Here is a 15,264-nt window from a genome sequence, read left to right on the forward strand (position 1 = left end):
CTCTAATTTTTCCATCTATCATGTGTCCAAATCCACTGATCAATATTTTTTAAAATCATTTTTTCCAAAATCTGATTTATAAATTTAGTTATCTCAAAAGAAGATTTATTTTTACCGATTGTTATTGGTTTCGATACATACATTTTAAAATGAAATTTATTTTTTCTCTCTATATAGATAGGTACTAAATCACATTCATATTTTTTTATGAATTGAGCTGGTATCGTTGTTGATGTAGCCAAATGGTTGAAAAATGTGACTTTTTCTCCCTCTCTTACTCTTTGATCGACCATGAGAGCAATTGAGGTACCCTCTTTTATTAGCCTAACTAATTCTCTTGTTCCTGTAAGACCTTTTTTAATTTGTTTTTTACAAATGTCTCTCTTTCTAATTTTTTCCATCACTTTATTTAGATATGGATTGTTTAAAGGTCTATAAATTGCTGCACAATTAATACCTGCCTTTTCAATCTGCAATGCCATTAATTCGAAGTTATTAAAATGTCCTGAAACAAAAATTACTTTTTTTTTATTTTTTTTGATTTGATCTAAATATTCTTTTCCCTCTATCGATATATATTTTGATAATTTATCGTTTTTGAAATTTCTTAAATGTACATATTCACTAAAAATTCTACCATAATTACCCAAAACATTTGAAGCAATTTTTTCAAAATCGCCTTTAATGTTCGCTTTCTTTAAATTTTTAATTATTAATGACTTTGATCTAAATATTGGGCCTAATGTTTTACCTAAAAAAAAACCAATATTAGATGAATATTTAAATCCAATTAATTTAAACATAACAAACAAAAAGGTAATAAACACAAATTGTGTAAGATGATAAAAACTTTTCATTTAATATTAAGTAATTTTTTTTTAAATTTATTTATTTTATTCACCTTTAAATTTATTTTCAAAAATTTTACATCTTTTTTTTGCTTTAAATTAAGTCTTAAATAGTCTTTTTCGGTTGTTATAAGTTCAAGCTTATTTTTTTTTGCTATTTTTTTTAGAAAATCTATTTCATCATCACTAAAATTATGATGATCAGCATAAATAAATTTTTTTTTTAATTTAAATTTATGTTTTAACAATGTATTTTCAAATTCTTTTGGATTACCAATTCCACAAAACATTAGATAATTTTTCTTTTTATTCAAAGTATGTATATTTTGTGGAATATATTCTCCCTCTAGTACTTCTATATTTTTATTTAAGGTCTTTATTTTTGCAAAGATTTTCTTTGTAGATTTAATTGATCCATTAAGAAAAATCATATCATAATTTTTTATTTCTTTTATACTTTCTCTTAAAGGTCCAGCTGGCAAAACAAAACCATTTCCAATAAACTCAGAGGAGTTAAAGCATGCAATTTTTAAATCATATGCAATATTTTTTTGCTGTAATCCATCATCAAGTATTGCAAAATCATATTTCTTTTTTTCCGCGTGTATTAATGAACTAATTCTATTTTTTTTAGTGATAACATTACCTTTTTTTTTTAATAAATTTATTTCATCTTTCTGGCTAATATAATTTTTCTTAATAAACGCAGTTTTATAATTTTTCTTTAAAATTTCATTTATTAAAATCGCTAATGATGTTTTTCCAGTTCCACCAATAAAAATATTACCCACACAAATTGTTTTAATTGTAAATTTTTCTTTGTGTGAAAATTTTTTAAAAAAATTAATTGTATGTGTGATTAAAGTTAAAGGTAAAAAAATGTATGCTAATAGATTTTTATTATTCCAAAAATCAGGTTTTTTTAAATTCATTAAAAATATGTTTATCTAATTCTTTTATAGTTTTTTTTAAAATTTTTTCCCCAATATTTTTAATTTTAAATCCTGATTGAATATTTTTATTAAAAGTTATTTCCTTAGAAAGTTGTTTAGTAGTGTTAATTTTTTTTGAAATTTTGTTAGATTTTAGTAAGTTGTAAATATCAGTAAAATTGCTTACAAACGGTCCGTGTAATATTTTTGCTCCATATCTCGCAGCTTCCAGAGGATTTTGCCCACCCCTATTAATTATTGAACCTCCCAAAAATACAGAGGCACCTAATTTATGAAACTTTTTTGTCTCCCCAAATGTATCAACAATATAAATATCAGTATTTTTTAAGTTTTTTGTTTTTAAACTATGCAAACTCACATTGAGTTTCAGTCTTCCCAACTCAGATGCTATTTCTTTTACCCTATGTATATGCCTTGGAATAATAATTGTAATTAAATCATTATATTTACGTTTTAATATTATATGTGTTTTTGCGCAAAATATTTCTTCAGAATTGTGTGTGCTTGAAGCAATCCACAATTTTTTATTTTTAAGCTCAACATTTAATTTTTTATCAAGATTTTGCTTAGCATCATCATATTCAGCAAATTTAATATTTCCTATTTCAGAATAATTCTTAAGGCCTAGTTTTTTTAGGTATGATTTTGTCTCTTTATTTTGAGGGTAAGCTATTTTGATATTTTCCAAAATTGATTTTATAAAATTCTTAAATTTTAACCATCTATTAAATGTTTTTTTTGTTATTCGCGCATTTAGTAATATCAAAGGTATATTTTTGTACTTAAGGTTTTGAAACATGCATGGCCAAATTTCAGACTCCACAAATACAGCAATGTTTGGCTTCCAATAATTTAAAAAAGAATTTACAAGAATCAAATGATCTATTGGATAAAATTGATGAATGGTTTTTTTAAATTTAAACTTTTTTAAAACTTTTGATGAGCTGAGTGTACTAGATGTAACCAATATTTGACTAACAGCATTATTTTTTTCATAGTTTTTTATTAACGGAACTATACTTAGTATTTCCCCTACACTACACGCATGAAACCAAACCAGCAAACCATTTCGTCTCTTCTCAGATGGGATTGAGAACTTTTCAACAAACCTTATCTTATCTTCTTTATTTTTATATATCCTTAAAATGATAACTATTGGAGATATCAATATAATTATTGACAAAATTACTTGATATAAAATAAACATATTTACTTTTGAATTTGTTTCTCATAAAAGTTTTTATATAATTTGGATTTAGTCATTAAATCTTCATGCTTTCCACTATCTATAACTTTACCAGAGTCTATTACATAAATTTTATTTGAATTTAAAATAGTCGATAGTCTATGAGCAATAACTATCGTAGTTTTATTTTTTGTAAGTATTTTAAGAGCTTCTTGAATTTTAGTCTCCGTCTCACTGTCTAGAGATGATGTAGCTTCATCTAGTAAAATTATTGAGCTTTTTTTCATCATTGCTCTTGCAATAGCAATTCTTTGCTTTTCTCCACCAGAAAGTCTAATGCCATTTTCTCCAATTATTGTTTCATATTTATTTGGTAGTTTATCAATAAACTCAGCGCAATTTGATAGTTCGGCTACTTTATGAATTTCATCATCTGTAGCAACTTCATTGGAATATTTTATATTATTTAAAATTGTGTCATCAAAAAGGGTGGTTTCTTGGCTTACTAAAGAGATATTTTCTCTTAGAGATTTTAATGTTGTATTGTAGATAGATTGACCATCTATTTTTATGTCACCTTCATCAGAATCATAAAATCTAGGAATAAGATTTAAGATAGTTGATTTTCCTGATCCACTGTGACCAACTAAGGAAGTCATTTTACCCCCTTCAAAAAATAAATTTACAGATTCTAATACTTTTTTTTCTTCTTTCTCATAAGCAAAATTTAAATTTTCAAATATTATTTCAGAATTTTTTTGAACTAAAGGTTTGGCATTTTCATGATCAATTATTTTGTTTTTGTTATCAATAATAGGAATAATTCTAGTTGCAGCAGAAACACCTTGCTTAATTGTCATATTTAAAGTTGAGAGAGCTCTAACTGGCTGATAAGCTAACATCATTGCTGCTAAAAAAGAAAAAAAATTATTTATATCAAGACTTCTGTTTGATATCAGAATCCCAGAATAAAATATAAGTACCGCAATCATTACCCCAGTTAAAGTCTCCATTATTGGAGAAATTCTTACAAAAACTGTCTGAATTTTTTTATTTTTTTCTTTTAAATCGTCTAGATATTTTTCTGCTTTTAAATTTTCATAATCTTCTTTTTGGAAGATTTTAATCAGTTTATGGTTTTTAAATAATTCAACTAAAAATGTTGTTAAATGACCTGATTTTTCCTGAGCTTCAGTAACAACTTTGCTTATTCTTTTACCAAGGGTTTTTGCTGATAAGCTTGCTAGAGGAATCATAATTATTGAAATTAGTGCTAGTTTCCAGTTTTGTGTAAACATTACTATTAGAAGTCCAATTAGTGTTAATGAATCTTTAAATAAAGTTAATATAGCGTTACTAAGTAGATTAGTTATATGAGTGACATCATATGTTAGGTTAGAAATAAATTTTCCAGAATGTTTTTTATCTATAATTTGTGTATCAGTTAAAATTAAAGATCTAACCATATCAAATTGCAAATTCTTTTTAATATTTTCACCAACACTAATCATTGTTGCTTTTGCAAAATAAAGTGAGAGACCTTTAGTGGTAAATGCAATTACTATTGCAATTGGTATCAAGAAAATTAATGATTGATCTTTCTCAATAAAAATTTTTTTAATTGCTGGATCCAAAAGCCAGGCAATTGCAGATGTACTTCCAGCAACTAGGACTGAAAAAAATACTGATATAAATATTTTATCTAAAAATTTTTTAGAATAGTCTTTATATAACCTTTTATATATTTCATAATTTTTCATTAAAATGATTTTGCAATTAAAATATTTAAAAAAACTATCAATCCAAATATGTTGTTGCTTTTAAATACTTTTAGGCAACTAGAGGGATCTGTATAATTAAAATTTTTCATTTGATAGAAAAATAGATGAATCAAAGGGATTATACCTAAAATGTAATAACTTAAGTTCAAATTCATATAATATCCACTACCAGTAAACAGAATTATAAAAAAAGAATAACATGCGAATAAAAATTTTTTTGCATTCCCTTTAAATTTAATTGAGGTTGATTTTAGTCCTATAATTTCATCATCTTTAATATCTTGAAATCCATATATTGTGTCATAGCCTAATGTCCAAAATATGGCTCCTAGATAAAATAGAATAGGAATTATATCAATTTGACCTTCAATTGCCGTCCATCCAAGTATTAAACCGTAATTAAAAGTAATACCTAAAAATAATTGAGGCCAATAAGTAATCCTCTTCATTAAAGGATATGTAAATGCAAGTGGCATTGAACCTAAAGCAAGAATTATAGTGAACAAGTTAAAATTAATTAAAACTAAAAAAGCTAACAAGCAGAGTGTTATTGAATAAATTATTGCAAGATTTACAGAAATTTTTCCAGAAGCAATTGGCCTATCTTTAGTTCTAAATACTTTAGAATCAAATTTTCTATCCAAGATATCATTAACTATACAACCAGCTGAACGCATTAAAACCGAACCAAGAAAAAATAAAATTATATAAAAAAAATAGTTATTCCAACTTGATGAAAAATCATATGCTAGTGTTAAACCCCAAGCACAAGGCCAAAATAATAGCATGTAACCAATTGGTTTTTTTAGTCTTGTAAGTTCTATGAAAAGTTTAATTTGGTTCATAATATTTTACTTGTAAATAACAAACGGTAGTTTCATAATCAAATTGATTCGTATGAACATAGATTACACAGTTACTGCTCTAATGTTTCCAGCTATTCCTTTGCTTATGAGCGTTTATAGCAACAGGTTTCATTCTCTTAGTATTTTAATCCGCCAGCTTCATGATGAACACGTTTATGAAAAACATATTCCTCCTGAATGGAAGAAGCAGTTTATAAACTTGAGTGGCAGGATAACACTGCTTAGATGGACAATTTTATTTGCTTCATTCGGTTTCCTATTTAATATGCTTACTGTTTTTGCGCTATACTTAGATGAGGTTTTTGCAGCGAGAGTAATTTTTGGTTCATGCTGTTTATCTATGATTATATCAATTATTTTTTTTATAAGAGAAATTCAAATTTCAACAAATGCTCTTAAACTCCATATGTCCGATATGGATGTAGATGTAAACTAGGGAAGTATAATTGCTGGGCCTGTAAGAACTCTAGACTCTAAATCTTTATGTGCTTGTGCAATATCTTTTAGAGGATATTTTTTTGAAATTTTTACTTTTACTTTTCCACTTGAAGCCATTTCGAAAACTTTATTTGCAGCCTCATCTAGCTCCTCTCTTGTTGTTGTATACTGCATAATGCTTGGTCTTGTTAAATAAAGTCCTTTTGGTTGAATTGATTTTGCAACATTAACAGGATCTAAAGGTCCAGATGCATTTCCAAAAGAAACCAACATTCCTCTTAATTTTAAACATTCAATAGAGCCATCAAAAGTATTTTTTCCAACTCCATCATAAACAACAGACAATCCTTTTCCTTCTGTAATCTCTTTTACTTTTTCGGCAAAATTATCTTTGTTATAATTAATCACATGGTCGTAGCCATTTTGTTTTGCATTTTCTATTTTTTCATCTGAACCGACAGTACCAATAACATTGCATCCTAGACTTTTGGCCCATTGTCCAAATATTTGACCAACACCACCAGCTGCTGCATGGAACAAAATATCTTCTCCAGACTTTACAGGATAAGTTTTGTGTAAAAGATAAAATGTAGTTATTCCTTTAGTCATTAAAGTTGCTGCAGTTTCTAAATCAACACTATCAGGAACTTTTACCAAGTTTTTAGTAGGATAATTTCTATGAGTTGAGTAAGCGCCAAGAGGAGCTGCACAGTATGCAACTTTATCTCCAATTTTAAAATCTTTTACATCTGAACCAACTTTAGTTATTTCTCCTGCTCCCTCTAAACCAATAGGAGAGGGAAGAGTTAATGGATAAAGTCCTGAACGGTGATAAGTATCAATATAATTTAAACCAATAGCATGGTTTTTAATTGTTACTTCATCACCTTTTGGATCTTCAAGTTTAAGTTCTTTATACTCTAAAACTTCTGGTCCACCTGCTTTTGATATTATTACTGAATTCATAATTTATTTTACAAATGTACCATTATGATAATCTTGAACTGCTTGCAAGATTTCTGCTTTAGTATTCATCACAAAAGGACCACCTCTTGCAATTTCTTCATTTATCGGTTTTCCAGATATTACAAGAAATTTAGCATCTGTTTTTGCTTTAACTTTAAGTTCTTCACCTTTTGTTAATAATATTAAAGTACTATCTTTAACATCATCATGTTTTTCACTGCCAATTTCTATTTCACCATTTATTAGATAAATAAATGTATTGTGAGTTGATGGAATATTAAAATTAAACTCTTTATCTATCTTTAATTCTACATCAAAGTAAACTGGCTCTACATTATGACCTTTTACAGGTCCTTCAGCGTTTTCAAATTTACCAGCTATAACTTTAACTTGTTTTTCATCATCTTTATGAACACTCATTTTATCAGCATCAATATAAATATATTCAGGTTTACTCATTTTTAATTTAGCAGGCATGTTAATCCATAATTGAAAGCCATGAAGTCTTCCTTCTTTCATAGCTGGCATCTCTGAATGAATAATTCCACTTCCTGTTTTCATCCACTGAACATCACCTGCAGTCATTCTTCCTTCACCTCCAGTGCTATCTTTGTGTTCAAAATCTCCTGCCAACATATAAGTAACAGTTTCAATTCCTCGATGTGGGTGAGGGGGAAAACCAGCAATATAATCTTCACTATTTTCTGACCCAAACTCATCTAACATTAAGAAAGGATCAAAGTAATTTGGTTCAACACCAATACTTCTTTTCAATTTTACTCCTGCACCATCCGAAGCTGGCATAGGATCTATAATTTTACTTACTTCAATTTTTGACATTTATTTTGCTAATTTCCTTTCTAAACTAAACTCTTTTGTCTCATTTATCACCAAAAATAAAAATCCACCAGCTAATGCTATATTTTTCATAAATGATACAAATTGCATTTGATTACTAAAATCTGTGTGAAAAATAATTGCAGTTGCTATACAAAATAAACTTAAGAGAGCAGCAGAAATTTTAACTTTATATCCAATCATTATTAATATTGGAGCACCTATCTCAAGAATTATTGCTGGAATTAAAAAAATACCCGGCATTCCCAAAGATTCCATCCAACCAATGGTTCCTTCATAATTTCCAATTTTATTAATTCCACTTAACAAAAACACTAAAGAGATAAATATTCTCCCAACCAAATCTAAAATATTTGTCATGATCTATTTGTTGTGTGAACCATCACAAAATGGCTGATTGTTAGTTTGTTTACAATGGCAGAAATAAATAGTTTTATTTTCTTCAGCTACAAATTTAAGTGGTTTAAATTCTGTTCCCCTATGTGACATATCACAAAATGGTTGGCTCTTACTTTGTCCACAAGAACACCATAAATAATTTTTTCCTTTTTCAACATCAATAGAAATAGGTTGATCTCCTGCTTTTATTCCTTTGCTCATAAATCTCCTTTGTTAATTTTTTAATCTAAATAATGATCTGGTTAAATTCTGCAAGAACGCAATATTTTCATACTAGTATGTATAATCATACCTTGAAAAATATAATTAGGTGTTTAGATGAGTATAATGAAAAACAATATTGAATGCCCAGCGGAAAGAGCAATTTATTTTCTTGGTGGAAAATGGAAAATCAGAATTTTATTTTACTTATTTAACAATAAAATAGTGAGATTTAATAAACTTAAAAAAGAGTTGAAAACAATCACACAACAAATGTTATCAAAACAACTCAAAGAATTAGAGATTGATGGAATTATAAATAGAGAAGTCCACCAATTGGTGCCTCCAAAAGTTGAGTATTCTCTGACAGAATTTGGGCTTTCAGTTATTCCAATTTTAAAATCTTTTTCTGATTGGAATAAAAAAAATACCAGAACTATTTCTCAGAAGTTAAATAAAAATTTTGAAGAGAATAGAATTAGATAATACTAATTAGTTCGTTAAGGTTAGTAATCTTATTTTTAGGAATATAATCTAGATTATCAAAGATATTATTATTTCTATTTACCCATATAGAATTGTATCCATAGTTTCCTCCTCCAGATACATCCCAAGTATTTGCACTTAAAAAAGCAACTTCATTTTTTTCAATTTTATATTTTTTTATTGGCATATCATAAACTTTAGAGTCAGGCTTAAAAACACCAACTTCTTCGATTGAAAAAATATCATCAAATAAATTATTTAAATTATTACTTTGTACTAATTCATTTAACAAAGAAGGTGTACCGTTAGAAAGTATTGCTAGTGTGAAATTTTTTTCTTTTAAAGATTTTAATACTTCTGGAACTTCTTCAAAAGGAGAGAGTATTTTATATAGATTTAATAATTCATCCCTCATTGAATTATCTATTTTAAATACACTCATTGATTTATCCAAACTGTCTTCAGTGATTTGCCAAAAATCTTTATGTCTTTTCATTAAACTTCTAAGCCATGTGTATTCTAATTGTGTGGTTCTCCAATAATTTGCAAAAGCTTCCCACTTATCACCAATTTTGTCTTTACATTTTTCTGCTGCTGAATTTACATCGAATAAAGTGCCGTAAGCATCAAAAATTATTGCTTTAATATTTTTCATAAACTAATTTAATATTATGAGTAACATTAGATTATATTTTTCTAAAAGTTTATCTAATAATTTAACTGATACACTTGATAAATCTCAATCGCATTACGTAAGCAAAGTAATGAGAGTTAAAGAAAACGAAATTTTTTCTTTATTTAACAGTAGTGGTGAATGGGAGGCAAAAATTTTAAACATCTCAAAAGGTATTGTTGAATTTAATGTTACAAAACAATTAAGACAAAAAGAAAATTCTAAAGAATTGTGGTTGGCATTTTCTCCAATTAAATCAAATTACTTTAACTTTATGATTCAAAAAGCAACTGAGTTAGGAGTTACAAAATTTATTCCAATTATATTTGATAGAACGATTGTTCGTAAGATTAATAAAGAACGATTAGAGAAAGTAATTATTGAGGCATCAGAACAATCAAATAGAATTAATGTTCCAGAAATTGAGGACCCAAAATCATTAGAAAGTTTTTTAAATAGTAATGAAATTGATTTAATTTTTACTGATCTAAATTCTGAAAATACCAAAATAGATTTAAAGAAGGTTACAGATAAACCTACATGTGTAATTATAGGTCCAGAGGGTGATTTTTCTGAAGATGAAAGGGCAAAGATTCTAAAATTTAGAGGAGTTCAACCATTAAAAATTAATGAGAATATATTGAGATCTGAAACAGCTGTAATTTCAGCTATATCGATCATAAAATACGCCATAAATTGATATTTTGTCGCGAAAACTAAAGTGTAATTTTTTTGAAGACGTTCTATATAGATAAAAAAAATGAAAAAAATTTTATTAACAATTCTTTCAATTTTAACTCCTGCTGTTGCATTTGCTAACCAGCCAAAAGATTGGCAATTAGGTTTTCAAAAAGCAGCATCAGAGTCTATGAGAGACATCGTTAATTTTCATGACAAATTGTTGCTACCAATCATAATTGCGATAAGTGTTTTCGTTTTATTTTTGATGGTCTATGCATGTATCAGATTTAGAGCATCAGCAAATCCAGTTCCTTCAAAAAGAACTCACAATGTTGCTGTAGAAGTTTTATGGACATTAATCCCATGTTTAATTTTAATCGTGATGGCAGTTCCATCCTTTAAAATTTTATATAAACAAGACTCAATACCAAAAGCAGATGTAACAGTTAAGGCAATCGGTTATCAATGGTACTGGGGATATGAGTATCCAGATGAAAATATTATTTTCGACTCTTATATGATTGAAGATAAAGATTTAAAAGAAAATCAGCCTAGGTTATTAGCTGTAGATAATGAATTAGTTGTTCCAGTAAATAAAGTAGTTAAAGTTTTAATTACAGCAAATGATGTTTTGCATGCTTGGGCTTTACCATCTTTTGGAGTTAAAAGAGATGCAGTTCCTGGAAGAATAAATGAAACATGGTTTAAAGCAGAAGAAGTTGGAACTTATTATGGACAGTGTTCTGAGCTTTGTGGAATTAAACATGCTTTTATGCCAATTACAGTAAGAGTAGTTTCCGAAGAAGAATATCAAGAATGGCTTACTGGGGCTAAAATAAAATTTGCAAAAGAAATTAATGAAGAAGATCAATTTAAAAAACTAGCGAGTAAATAATATGTATACACAAACTGCATCACACGACGATCATCATACACCAACTGGTTGGAAACGTTGGGCGTATTCAACTAATCACAAAGATATCGGTACAATGTACCTTATATTTGCAATTGTTGCGGGTGTGATCGGAACTGCATTCTCAGTTTTAATGAGAATGGAATTGATGCATCCAGGTGATGGAATTTTGGGTGGAAACTATCATTTATACAATGTCTTAGTAACAGGTCATGGTTTAATCATGATCTTCTTTATGGTTATGCCAGCAATGATTGGTGGTTTTGGAAATTGGTTTGTACCAATCATGATTGGTGCACCTGATATGGCATTCCCAAGAATGAATAATATTTCATTTTGGTTACTACCAACTTCATTCATTTTATTAATCATGTCTATATTTATGGATGGCCCTCCAGGTCAAACAGGAGTTGGTGGTGGATGGACAATCTATCCTCCTTTATCATCTACAGCAGGGCAGCCTGGTCCAGCAATGGACTTTGCAATTTTAAGTTTACACTTAGCAGGAGCATCTTCAATTCTAGGAGCAGTAAACTTTATTACTACAATTTTAAATATGAGAACTCCAGGTATGACATTGCATAAAATGCCTTTATTCGCTTGGTCAATTTTAGTTACAGCGTTCTTATTACTTTTATCACTTCCAGTACTAGCAGGTGCAATCACAATGCTTTTAACGGATAGAAATTTTGGAACTGCATTCTTTGATGCTCAAACAGGTGGAGACCCAGTGTTATTCCAACACTTATTCTGGTTCTTTGGTCATCCTGAAGTATATATTTTAATTTTACCAGGTTTTGGAATGATCAGTCATATTGTTTCAACATTCTCTAGAAAACCAGTATTTGGATATTTAGGAATGGCATATGCAATGGTAGCAATTGGAATAGTTGGTTTTGTTGTATGGGCTCACCATATGTATACAGTTGGTTTAAGCACGGATACTAAAGCTTATTTCTTAGCAGCGACGATGATCATTGCTGTTCCGACAGGAATTAAAATATTTTCTTGGATAGCAACTATGTGGGGTGGTTCAATATCATTTAAGACACCTATGGTTTGGGCTTTAGGATTTATATTTTTATTTACAGTCGGTGGAGTTACAGGTGTAGTTCTTGCAAATGCAGGTGTAGATACAGCAATGCATGATACTTACTATGTAGTAGCTCACTTCCACTATGTATTATCTTTAGGTGCGGTGTTCGCAATCTTTGCAGGCTTTTATTACTGGTTTGGAAAAATGAGTGGTTATGAGTATTCAGAATGGTTAGGTCAATTACACTTCTGGTTAACATTCATTGGTGTAAACTTAATTTTCTTCCCTCAACACTTCTTAGGTTTAGCGGGGATGCCTAGAAGATATGCAGATTATCCAGATGCATTTGCTGGTTGGAATTATATATCTTCAATTGGATCATATATTTCTGTAATTGGTTTAGGAGTATTTTTCGCAAATCTAATTTATGCATTTTATAAGAAAAAAGCTGCTGCTCAAAACCCTTGGGGTGAAGGAGCAACAACTTTAGAGTGGACAGTACCGTCTCCTCCAAATTTTCATACTTTTGATGAATTACCGAAGTTTGAAGATGAAGAGAGTGCAGAAAAATCTACTACTTAAAAAGTATTTAGATTTTTTTGTCTAAAATTAAATGATTAAGTCTAAGTTAAAAAATAGAAATTTAAGTCAAGAAGACGTATTCAATTTTTCTGAGTTATTTAAACTTATGAAGCCAAGAGTAATGTCTCTTGTAATTTTTACTTGCGCTGTTGGATTATTAATGGCTCCAAATATAATCCCAACAAAAGATGCAATCATTGGAATTATTTTAGTTTCTATTGGAGCGGGTGCCGCTGGAGCTTTAAACATGTGGTACGAGTCTGACCTAGATGCATTAATGACAAGAACTTGTTTAAGACCTATACCAACTGGTAAGGTAAATAAAAACCAAGCTTTGATTTTTGGTATCGCTTTATCAATATTTTCCGTTGTTGCTTTAGATTATTTTGCTAATACAGTTTCAGCAGCTTTATTGTTATTTACAATTTTGTTTTATGTGCTGGTTTATACCGTTTGGCTAAAAAGAAAAACGCCTCAAAATATAGTTATTGGAGGCGCTGCAGGAGCATTACCTCCTGTAATTGGTTGGACTATAGCTACTAACTCACTTTCACTTGAGCCATTAACTTTCTTTCTAATTATCTTTTTTTGGACACCATCACATTTCTGGGCATTAAGTTTGTATAAATCTGATGATTATAAAAAAGCAAATATTCCAATGCTTCCATTGACTAATGGTGTTGAAAGCACAAAATTAAATATATTTGTTTATTCGTTAATAATGTTGCCAGTTATTGTATTTCCATATGCAATTAATTTTGTTGGTCTAGTATTTTTAATTCCATCATTAATTTTGACAATTTATTATAATTACTTATGTTTTGAACTTTACAAATTTAAGAAGAACAAGTTTGATGCAAAAAAAGCAAAAACAATTTTTGGATACTCGATATTATATTTGTTTTTAGTTTTTGTATTTTTCTTAATAGATAAAATTTTATGATAACACCCGATAAAAAAACAAAGAAAAAAAATATTATTACTGCTTTAGCAATTTTAGCTTTTATGGTTTTTTTGTTTGTTTTTACATTATATAACGTTGGCGTATTTGATAGGCAGATATGATTAAGAGCAAAACATTAACACCATTACTTCTAGCAGGTATTTTTTGTTTAATGTTAGGTTTATCTTTTGCGGCAGTGCCCTTATATGATCTTTTTTGTCGTGTAACTGGCTTTGGAGGAACAACCCAAGTATCTAAAGAAGCCCCGAAGATAGTTTTAGATAAAGTTGTAAGTGTGAGGTTTGATACGAATGTAAACAATCTTACTTGGGACTTTAAGGCTAAATCAAATGTCATTGATGTTAAGGTTGGTCAGGTAAATAGAATTGAGTTTGAGGTTGAGAACTATGGAGACGAAACAACTTATGGAGTTGCTAGTTTCAATGTTTCGCCTGCAAGTTTTGGTAAATATTATAGTAAATTAGGCTGTTTTTGCTTCGAAAAACAGGAACTTAAGGCAGGTGAGAAGGCAACTTATATTATGACTTTTTATTTGGACCCAGAACTGGTAAATGATCCAACAGTTAAAAACTTACAGGATGTAACTATGTCTTATACTTTTTTCTCGACAGATTATTATAAACAATCATAATTAAAAATATGTCAGCTGAAAAAAAACATGATTATCACTTAGTAGACCCAAGTCCTTGGCCTATATTTACATCTTTTGCATGCTTGGTATTAGCTATTGGTGCAATTTTTTATATGCACAATGATGTATCTTGGGGAATGTATTTGGGATTAGCTCTTGTAATTTATGCAGCTTATATGTGGTTCAGAGATGTTGTGATTGAAGCTGAACATCAAGGTCACCATACTCCAGTTGTTCAAATCCATCATAGATATGGAATGACGTTATTTATTGCTTCTGAAGTTATGTTTTTCGTTGCATGGTTTTGGGCTTATTTTGATATAAGTTTGTTCCCAAATGAGTTTGTTGGAAATGTTTGGCCTCCACAAGACATAGAAACTTTTGATCCATGGGACATTCCATTAATCAATACACTAGTTTTATTATTATCCGGTACTACAGTAACTTGGGCTCACCACTCTTTATTAGAAGATGATAGAAAGGGATTTATTCAAGGATTAACAGCAACTGTTGCACTAGGCTTCTTTTTTACTTTGTTACAGGCTTACGAATATCATCATGCTACATTTGATTATTCAGGACATATTTATGGTGCAGTATTTTATATGGCAACAGGTTTTCACGGTTTCCACGTAATTGTTGGAACAATTTTTCTTGCTGTTTGTTTATGGAGAGGAAGATTGGGTCACTTTACTAAAGAACACCATTTTGGTTTTGAGGCAGCTGCTTGGTACTGGCACTTTGTTGATGTTGTTTGGTTATTCTTGTTTGCAGCTATCTACGTTTGGGGAAGTTAATATTT

Annotated in this window: 18 protein-coding genes; 8 read left to right on the forward strand and 10 right to left on the reverse strand. The window is 29.1% G+C overall.

Going from position 1 to position 15,264, the window contains the following annotated elements; all coding sequences use genetic code 11:
• Positions 1–2 precede the first annotated feature (2 nt).
• Genes ACTTAW_RS02080 through ubiA form a run of 5 tightly spaced genes read right to left on the reverse strand, consistent with a single transcriptional unit; the run spans position 3 to position 5,613 of the window.
• Positions 3–857, reverse strand: coding sequence for a lysophospholipid acyltransferase family protein (locus ACTTAW_RS02080; protein ID WP_440650928.1), 855 nt, complete (start codon positions 855–857; stop codon positions 3–5).
• Positions 854–1,780: a tetraacyldisaccharide 4'-kinase gene (gene lpxK, locus ACTTAW_RS02085; RefSeq protein ID WP_440650929.1), complete on the reverse strand. Its 927-nt coding sequence runs from the start codon at positions 1,778–1,780 to the stop codon at positions 854–856. Before lpxK ends, ACTTAW_RS02080 begins: the two co-directional genes overlap by 4 nt.
• Positions 1,761–3,008 (reverse strand): 3-deoxy-D-manno-octulosonic acid transferase, encoded by a 1,248-nt coding sequence (locus ACTTAW_RS02090; RefSeq protein ID WP_440650930.1) that lies wholly within the window; start codon positions 3,006–3,008, stop codon positions 1,761–1,763. Before ACTTAW_RS02090 ends, lpxK begins: the two co-directional genes overlap by 20 nt.
• Before the next feature lie 2 nt (positions 3,009–3,010).
• The gene (locus ACTTAW_RS02095) at positions 3,011–4,747 is read right to left on the reverse strand and encodes an ABC transporter ATP-binding protein (protein WP_440650931.1); all 1,737 of its coding nucleotides are present in this window, start codon (positions 4,745–4,747) and stop codon (positions 3,011–3,013) included.
• Complete coding sequence (ubiA, locus tag ACTTAW_RS02100) at positions 4,747–5,613, reverse strand: 4-hydroxybenzoate octaprenyltransferase (protein WP_440650932.1); 867 nt, start codon at positions 5,611–5,613, stop codon at positions 4,747–4,749. The genes ACTTAW_RS02095 and ubiA overlap by 1 nt, the downstream gene beginning before the upstream one ends.
• 52 nt (positions 5,614–5,665) lie before the next feature.
• On the opposite strand from ubiA, the gene ACTTAW_RS02105 reads away from it, so the two are divergent.
• Positions 5,666–6,070, forward strand: coding sequence for a DUF2721 domain-containing protein (locus tag ACTTAW_RS02105; RefSeq protein WP_075506429.1), 405 nt, complete (start codon positions 5,666–5,668; stop codon positions 6,068–6,070).
• Here ACTTAW_RS02105 and ACTTAW_RS02110 read toward each other — a convergent pair.
• The 4 genes from ACTTAW_RS02110 to ACTTAW_RS02125 are packed head-to-tail and all read right to left on the reverse strand — an operon-like array spanning position 6,067 to position 8,496.
• Positions 6,067–7,038, reverse strand: coding sequence for a quinone oxidoreductase family protein (locus ACTTAW_RS02110; RefSeq protein WP_440650933.1), 972 nt, complete (start codon positions 7,036–7,038; stop codon positions 6,067–6,069). The genes ACTTAW_RS02105 and ACTTAW_RS02110 overlap by 4 nt on opposite strands.
• Positions 7,039–7,041: 3 nt before the next feature.
• Entirely contained in the window at positions 7,042–7,878 is an 837-nt protein-coding gene (locus ACTTAW_RS02115; RefSeq protein ID WP_440650934.1) for a pirin family protein, read from the reverse strand.
• Entirely contained in the window at positions 7,879–8,256 is a 378-nt protein-coding gene (locus ACTTAW_RS02120) for a DoxX family protein (protein WP_440633013.1), read from the reverse strand. It abuts the gene before it with no gap.
• A 3-nt stretch (positions 8,257–8,259) separates the two neighbouring features.
• A complete protein-coding gene (locus ACTTAW_RS02125) occupies positions 8,260–8,496 on the reverse strand; it encodes a CDGSH iron-sulfur domain-containing protein (protein WP_440650935.1) in 237 nt (78 codons plus the stop codon).
• Positions 8,497–8,622: 126 nt separating this feature from the next.
• Between ACTTAW_RS02125 and ACTTAW_RS02130 the strand changes: the two genes are divergently transcribed.
• Positions 8,623–8,982, forward strand: coding sequence for a winged helix-turn-helix transcriptional regulator (locus ACTTAW_RS02130; protein ID WP_440650936.1), 360 nt, complete (start codon positions 8,623–8,625; stop codon positions 8,980–8,982).
• Here the strand turns inward: ACTTAW_RS02130 and ACTTAW_RS02135 are convergent.
• On the reverse strand, positions 8,975–9,637 hold the full coding sequence (locus tag ACTTAW_RS02135; RefSeq protein WP_440650937.1) for a haloacid dehalogenase type II: 663 nt from the start codon (positions 9,635–9,637) through the stop codon (positions 8,975–8,977). The two genes, ACTTAW_RS02130 and ACTTAW_RS02135, sit on opposite strands and share 8 nt — an antisense overlap.
• 16 nt (positions 9,638–9,653) lie before the next feature.
• Here ACTTAW_RS02135 and ACTTAW_RS02140 point away from each other — a divergent pair, with 16 nt between their 5' ends.
• From ACTTAW_RS02140 to ACTTAW_RS02165, 6 genes are all read left to right on the forward strand, one after another.
• Positions 9,654–10,355: an RsmE family RNA methyltransferase gene (locus ACTTAW_RS02140; RefSeq protein WP_440650938.1), complete on the forward strand. Its 702-nt coding sequence runs from the start codon at positions 9,654–9,656 to the stop codon at positions 10,353–10,355.
• A gap of 60 nt (positions 10,356–10,415) precedes the next feature.
• Positions 10,416–11,231 carry a cytochrome c oxidase subunit II gene (gene coxB, locus ACTTAW_RS02145; protein WP_440650939.1) on the forward strand — a complete coding sequence of 272 codons (816 nt, stop codon included), beginning with the start codon at positions 10,416–10,418 and terminating at the stop codon, positions 11,229–11,231.
• 1 nt (position 11,232) lies between these two features.
• Complete coding sequence (gene ctaD, locus ACTTAW_RS02150) at positions 11,233–12,867, forward strand: cytochrome c oxidase subunit I (protein WP_075506423.1); 1,635 nt, start codon at positions 11,233–11,235, stop codon at positions 12,865–12,867.
• 31 nt (positions 12,868–12,898) lie between these two features.
• Positions 12,899–13,810, forward strand: coding sequence for a heme o synthase (cyoE, locus tag ACTTAW_RS02155; RefSeq protein ID WP_262589797.1), 912 nt, complete (start codon positions 12,899–12,901; stop codon positions 13,808–13,810).
• A 118-nt stretch (positions 13,811–13,928) separates the two neighbouring features.
• Positions 13,929–14,462, forward strand: a complete 534-nt coding sequence (locus ACTTAW_RS02160) for a cytochrome c oxidase assembly protein (RefSeq protein WP_256998103.1) — start codon at positions 13,929–13,931, stop codon at positions 14,460–14,462.
• Positions 14,463–14,470: 8 nt separating this feature from the next.
• A complete protein-coding gene (locus ACTTAW_RS02165; RefSeq protein ID WP_075506420.1) occupies positions 14,471–15,259 on the forward strand; it encodes a cytochrome c oxidase subunit 3 in 789 nt (262 codons plus the stop codon).
• Positions 15,260–15,264: the final 5 nt, after the last annotated feature.

Source organism: Candidatus Pelagibacter sp. HIMB1495 (assembly GCF_052047955.1).
GTDB lineage: Bacteria > Pseudomonadota > Alphaproteobacteria > Pelagibacterales > Pelagibacteraceae > Pelagibacter.

Bases quoted from the DNA above. Each gene is read 5' to 3' on its own strand.
- ACTTAW_RS02080 (WP_440650928.1), bottom strand. From the start codon at position 857: ATGAAAAGTTTTTATCATCTTACACAATTTGTGTTTATTACCTTTTTG.
- lpxK (WP_440650929.1), bottom strand. From the start codon at position 1,780: ATGAATTTAAAAAAACCTGATTTTTGGAATAATAAAAATCTATTAGCA.
- ACTTAW_RS02090 (WP_440650930.1), bottom strand. From the start codon at position 3,008: ATGTTTATTTTATATCAAGTAATTTTGTCAATAATTATATTGATATCT.
- ACTTAW_RS02095 (WP_440650931.1), bottom strand. From the start codon at position 4,747: ATGAAAAATTATGAAATATATAAAAGGTTATATAAAGACTATTCTAAA.
- ubiA (WP_440650932.1), bottom strand. From the start codon at position 5,613: ATGAACCAAATTAAACTTTTCATAGAACTTACAAGACTAAAAAAACCA.
- ACTTAW_RS02105 (WP_075506429.1), top strand. From the start codon at position 5,666: ATGAACATAGATTACACAGTTACTGCTCTAATGTTTCCAGCTATTCCT.
- ACTTAW_RS02110 (WP_440650933.1), bottom strand. From the start codon at position 7,038: ATGAATTCAGTAATAATATCAAAAGCAGGTGGACCAGAAGTTTTAGAG.
- ACTTAW_RS02115 (WP_440650934.1), bottom strand. From the start codon at position 7,878: ATGTCAAAAATTGAAGTAAGTAAAATTATAGATCCTATGCCAGCTTCG.
- ACTTAW_RS02120 (WP_440633013.1), bottom strand. From the start codon at position 8,256: ATGACAAATATTTTAGATTTGGTTGGGAGAATATTTATCTCTTTAGTG.
- ACTTAW_RS02125 (WP_440650935.1), bottom strand. From the start codon at position 8,496: ATGAGCAAAGGAATAAAAGCAGGAGATCAACCTATTTCTATTGATGTT.
- ACTTAW_RS02130 (WP_440650936.1), top strand. From the start codon at position 8,623: ATGAAAAACAATATTGAATGCCCAGCGGAAAGAGCAATTTATTTTCTT.
- ACTTAW_RS02135 (WP_440650937.1), bottom strand. From the start codon at position 9,637: ATGAAAAATATTAAAGCAATAATTTTTGATGCTTACGGCACTTTATTC.
- ACTTAW_RS02140 (WP_440650938.1), top strand. From the start codon at position 9,654: ATGAGTAACATTAGATTATATTTTTCTAAAAGTTTATCTAATAATTTA.
- coxB (WP_440650939.1), top strand. From the start codon at position 10,416: ATGAAAAAAATTTTATTAACAATTCTTTCAATTTTAACTCCTGCTGTT.
- ctaD (WP_075506423.1), top strand. From the start codon at position 11,233: ATGTATACACAAACTGCATCACACGACGATCATCATACACCAACTGGT.
- cyoE (WP_262589797.1), top strand. From the start codon at position 12,899: ATGATTAAGTCTAAGTTAAAAAATAGAAATTTAAGTCAAGAAGACGTA.
- ACTTAW_RS02160 (WP_256998103.1), top strand. From the start codon at position 13,929: ATGATTAAGAGCAAAACATTAACACCATTACTTCTAGCAGGTATTTTT.
- ACTTAW_RS02165 (WP_075506420.1), top strand. From the start codon at position 14,471: ATGTCAGCTGAAAAAAAACATGATTATCACTTAGTAGACCCAAGTCCT.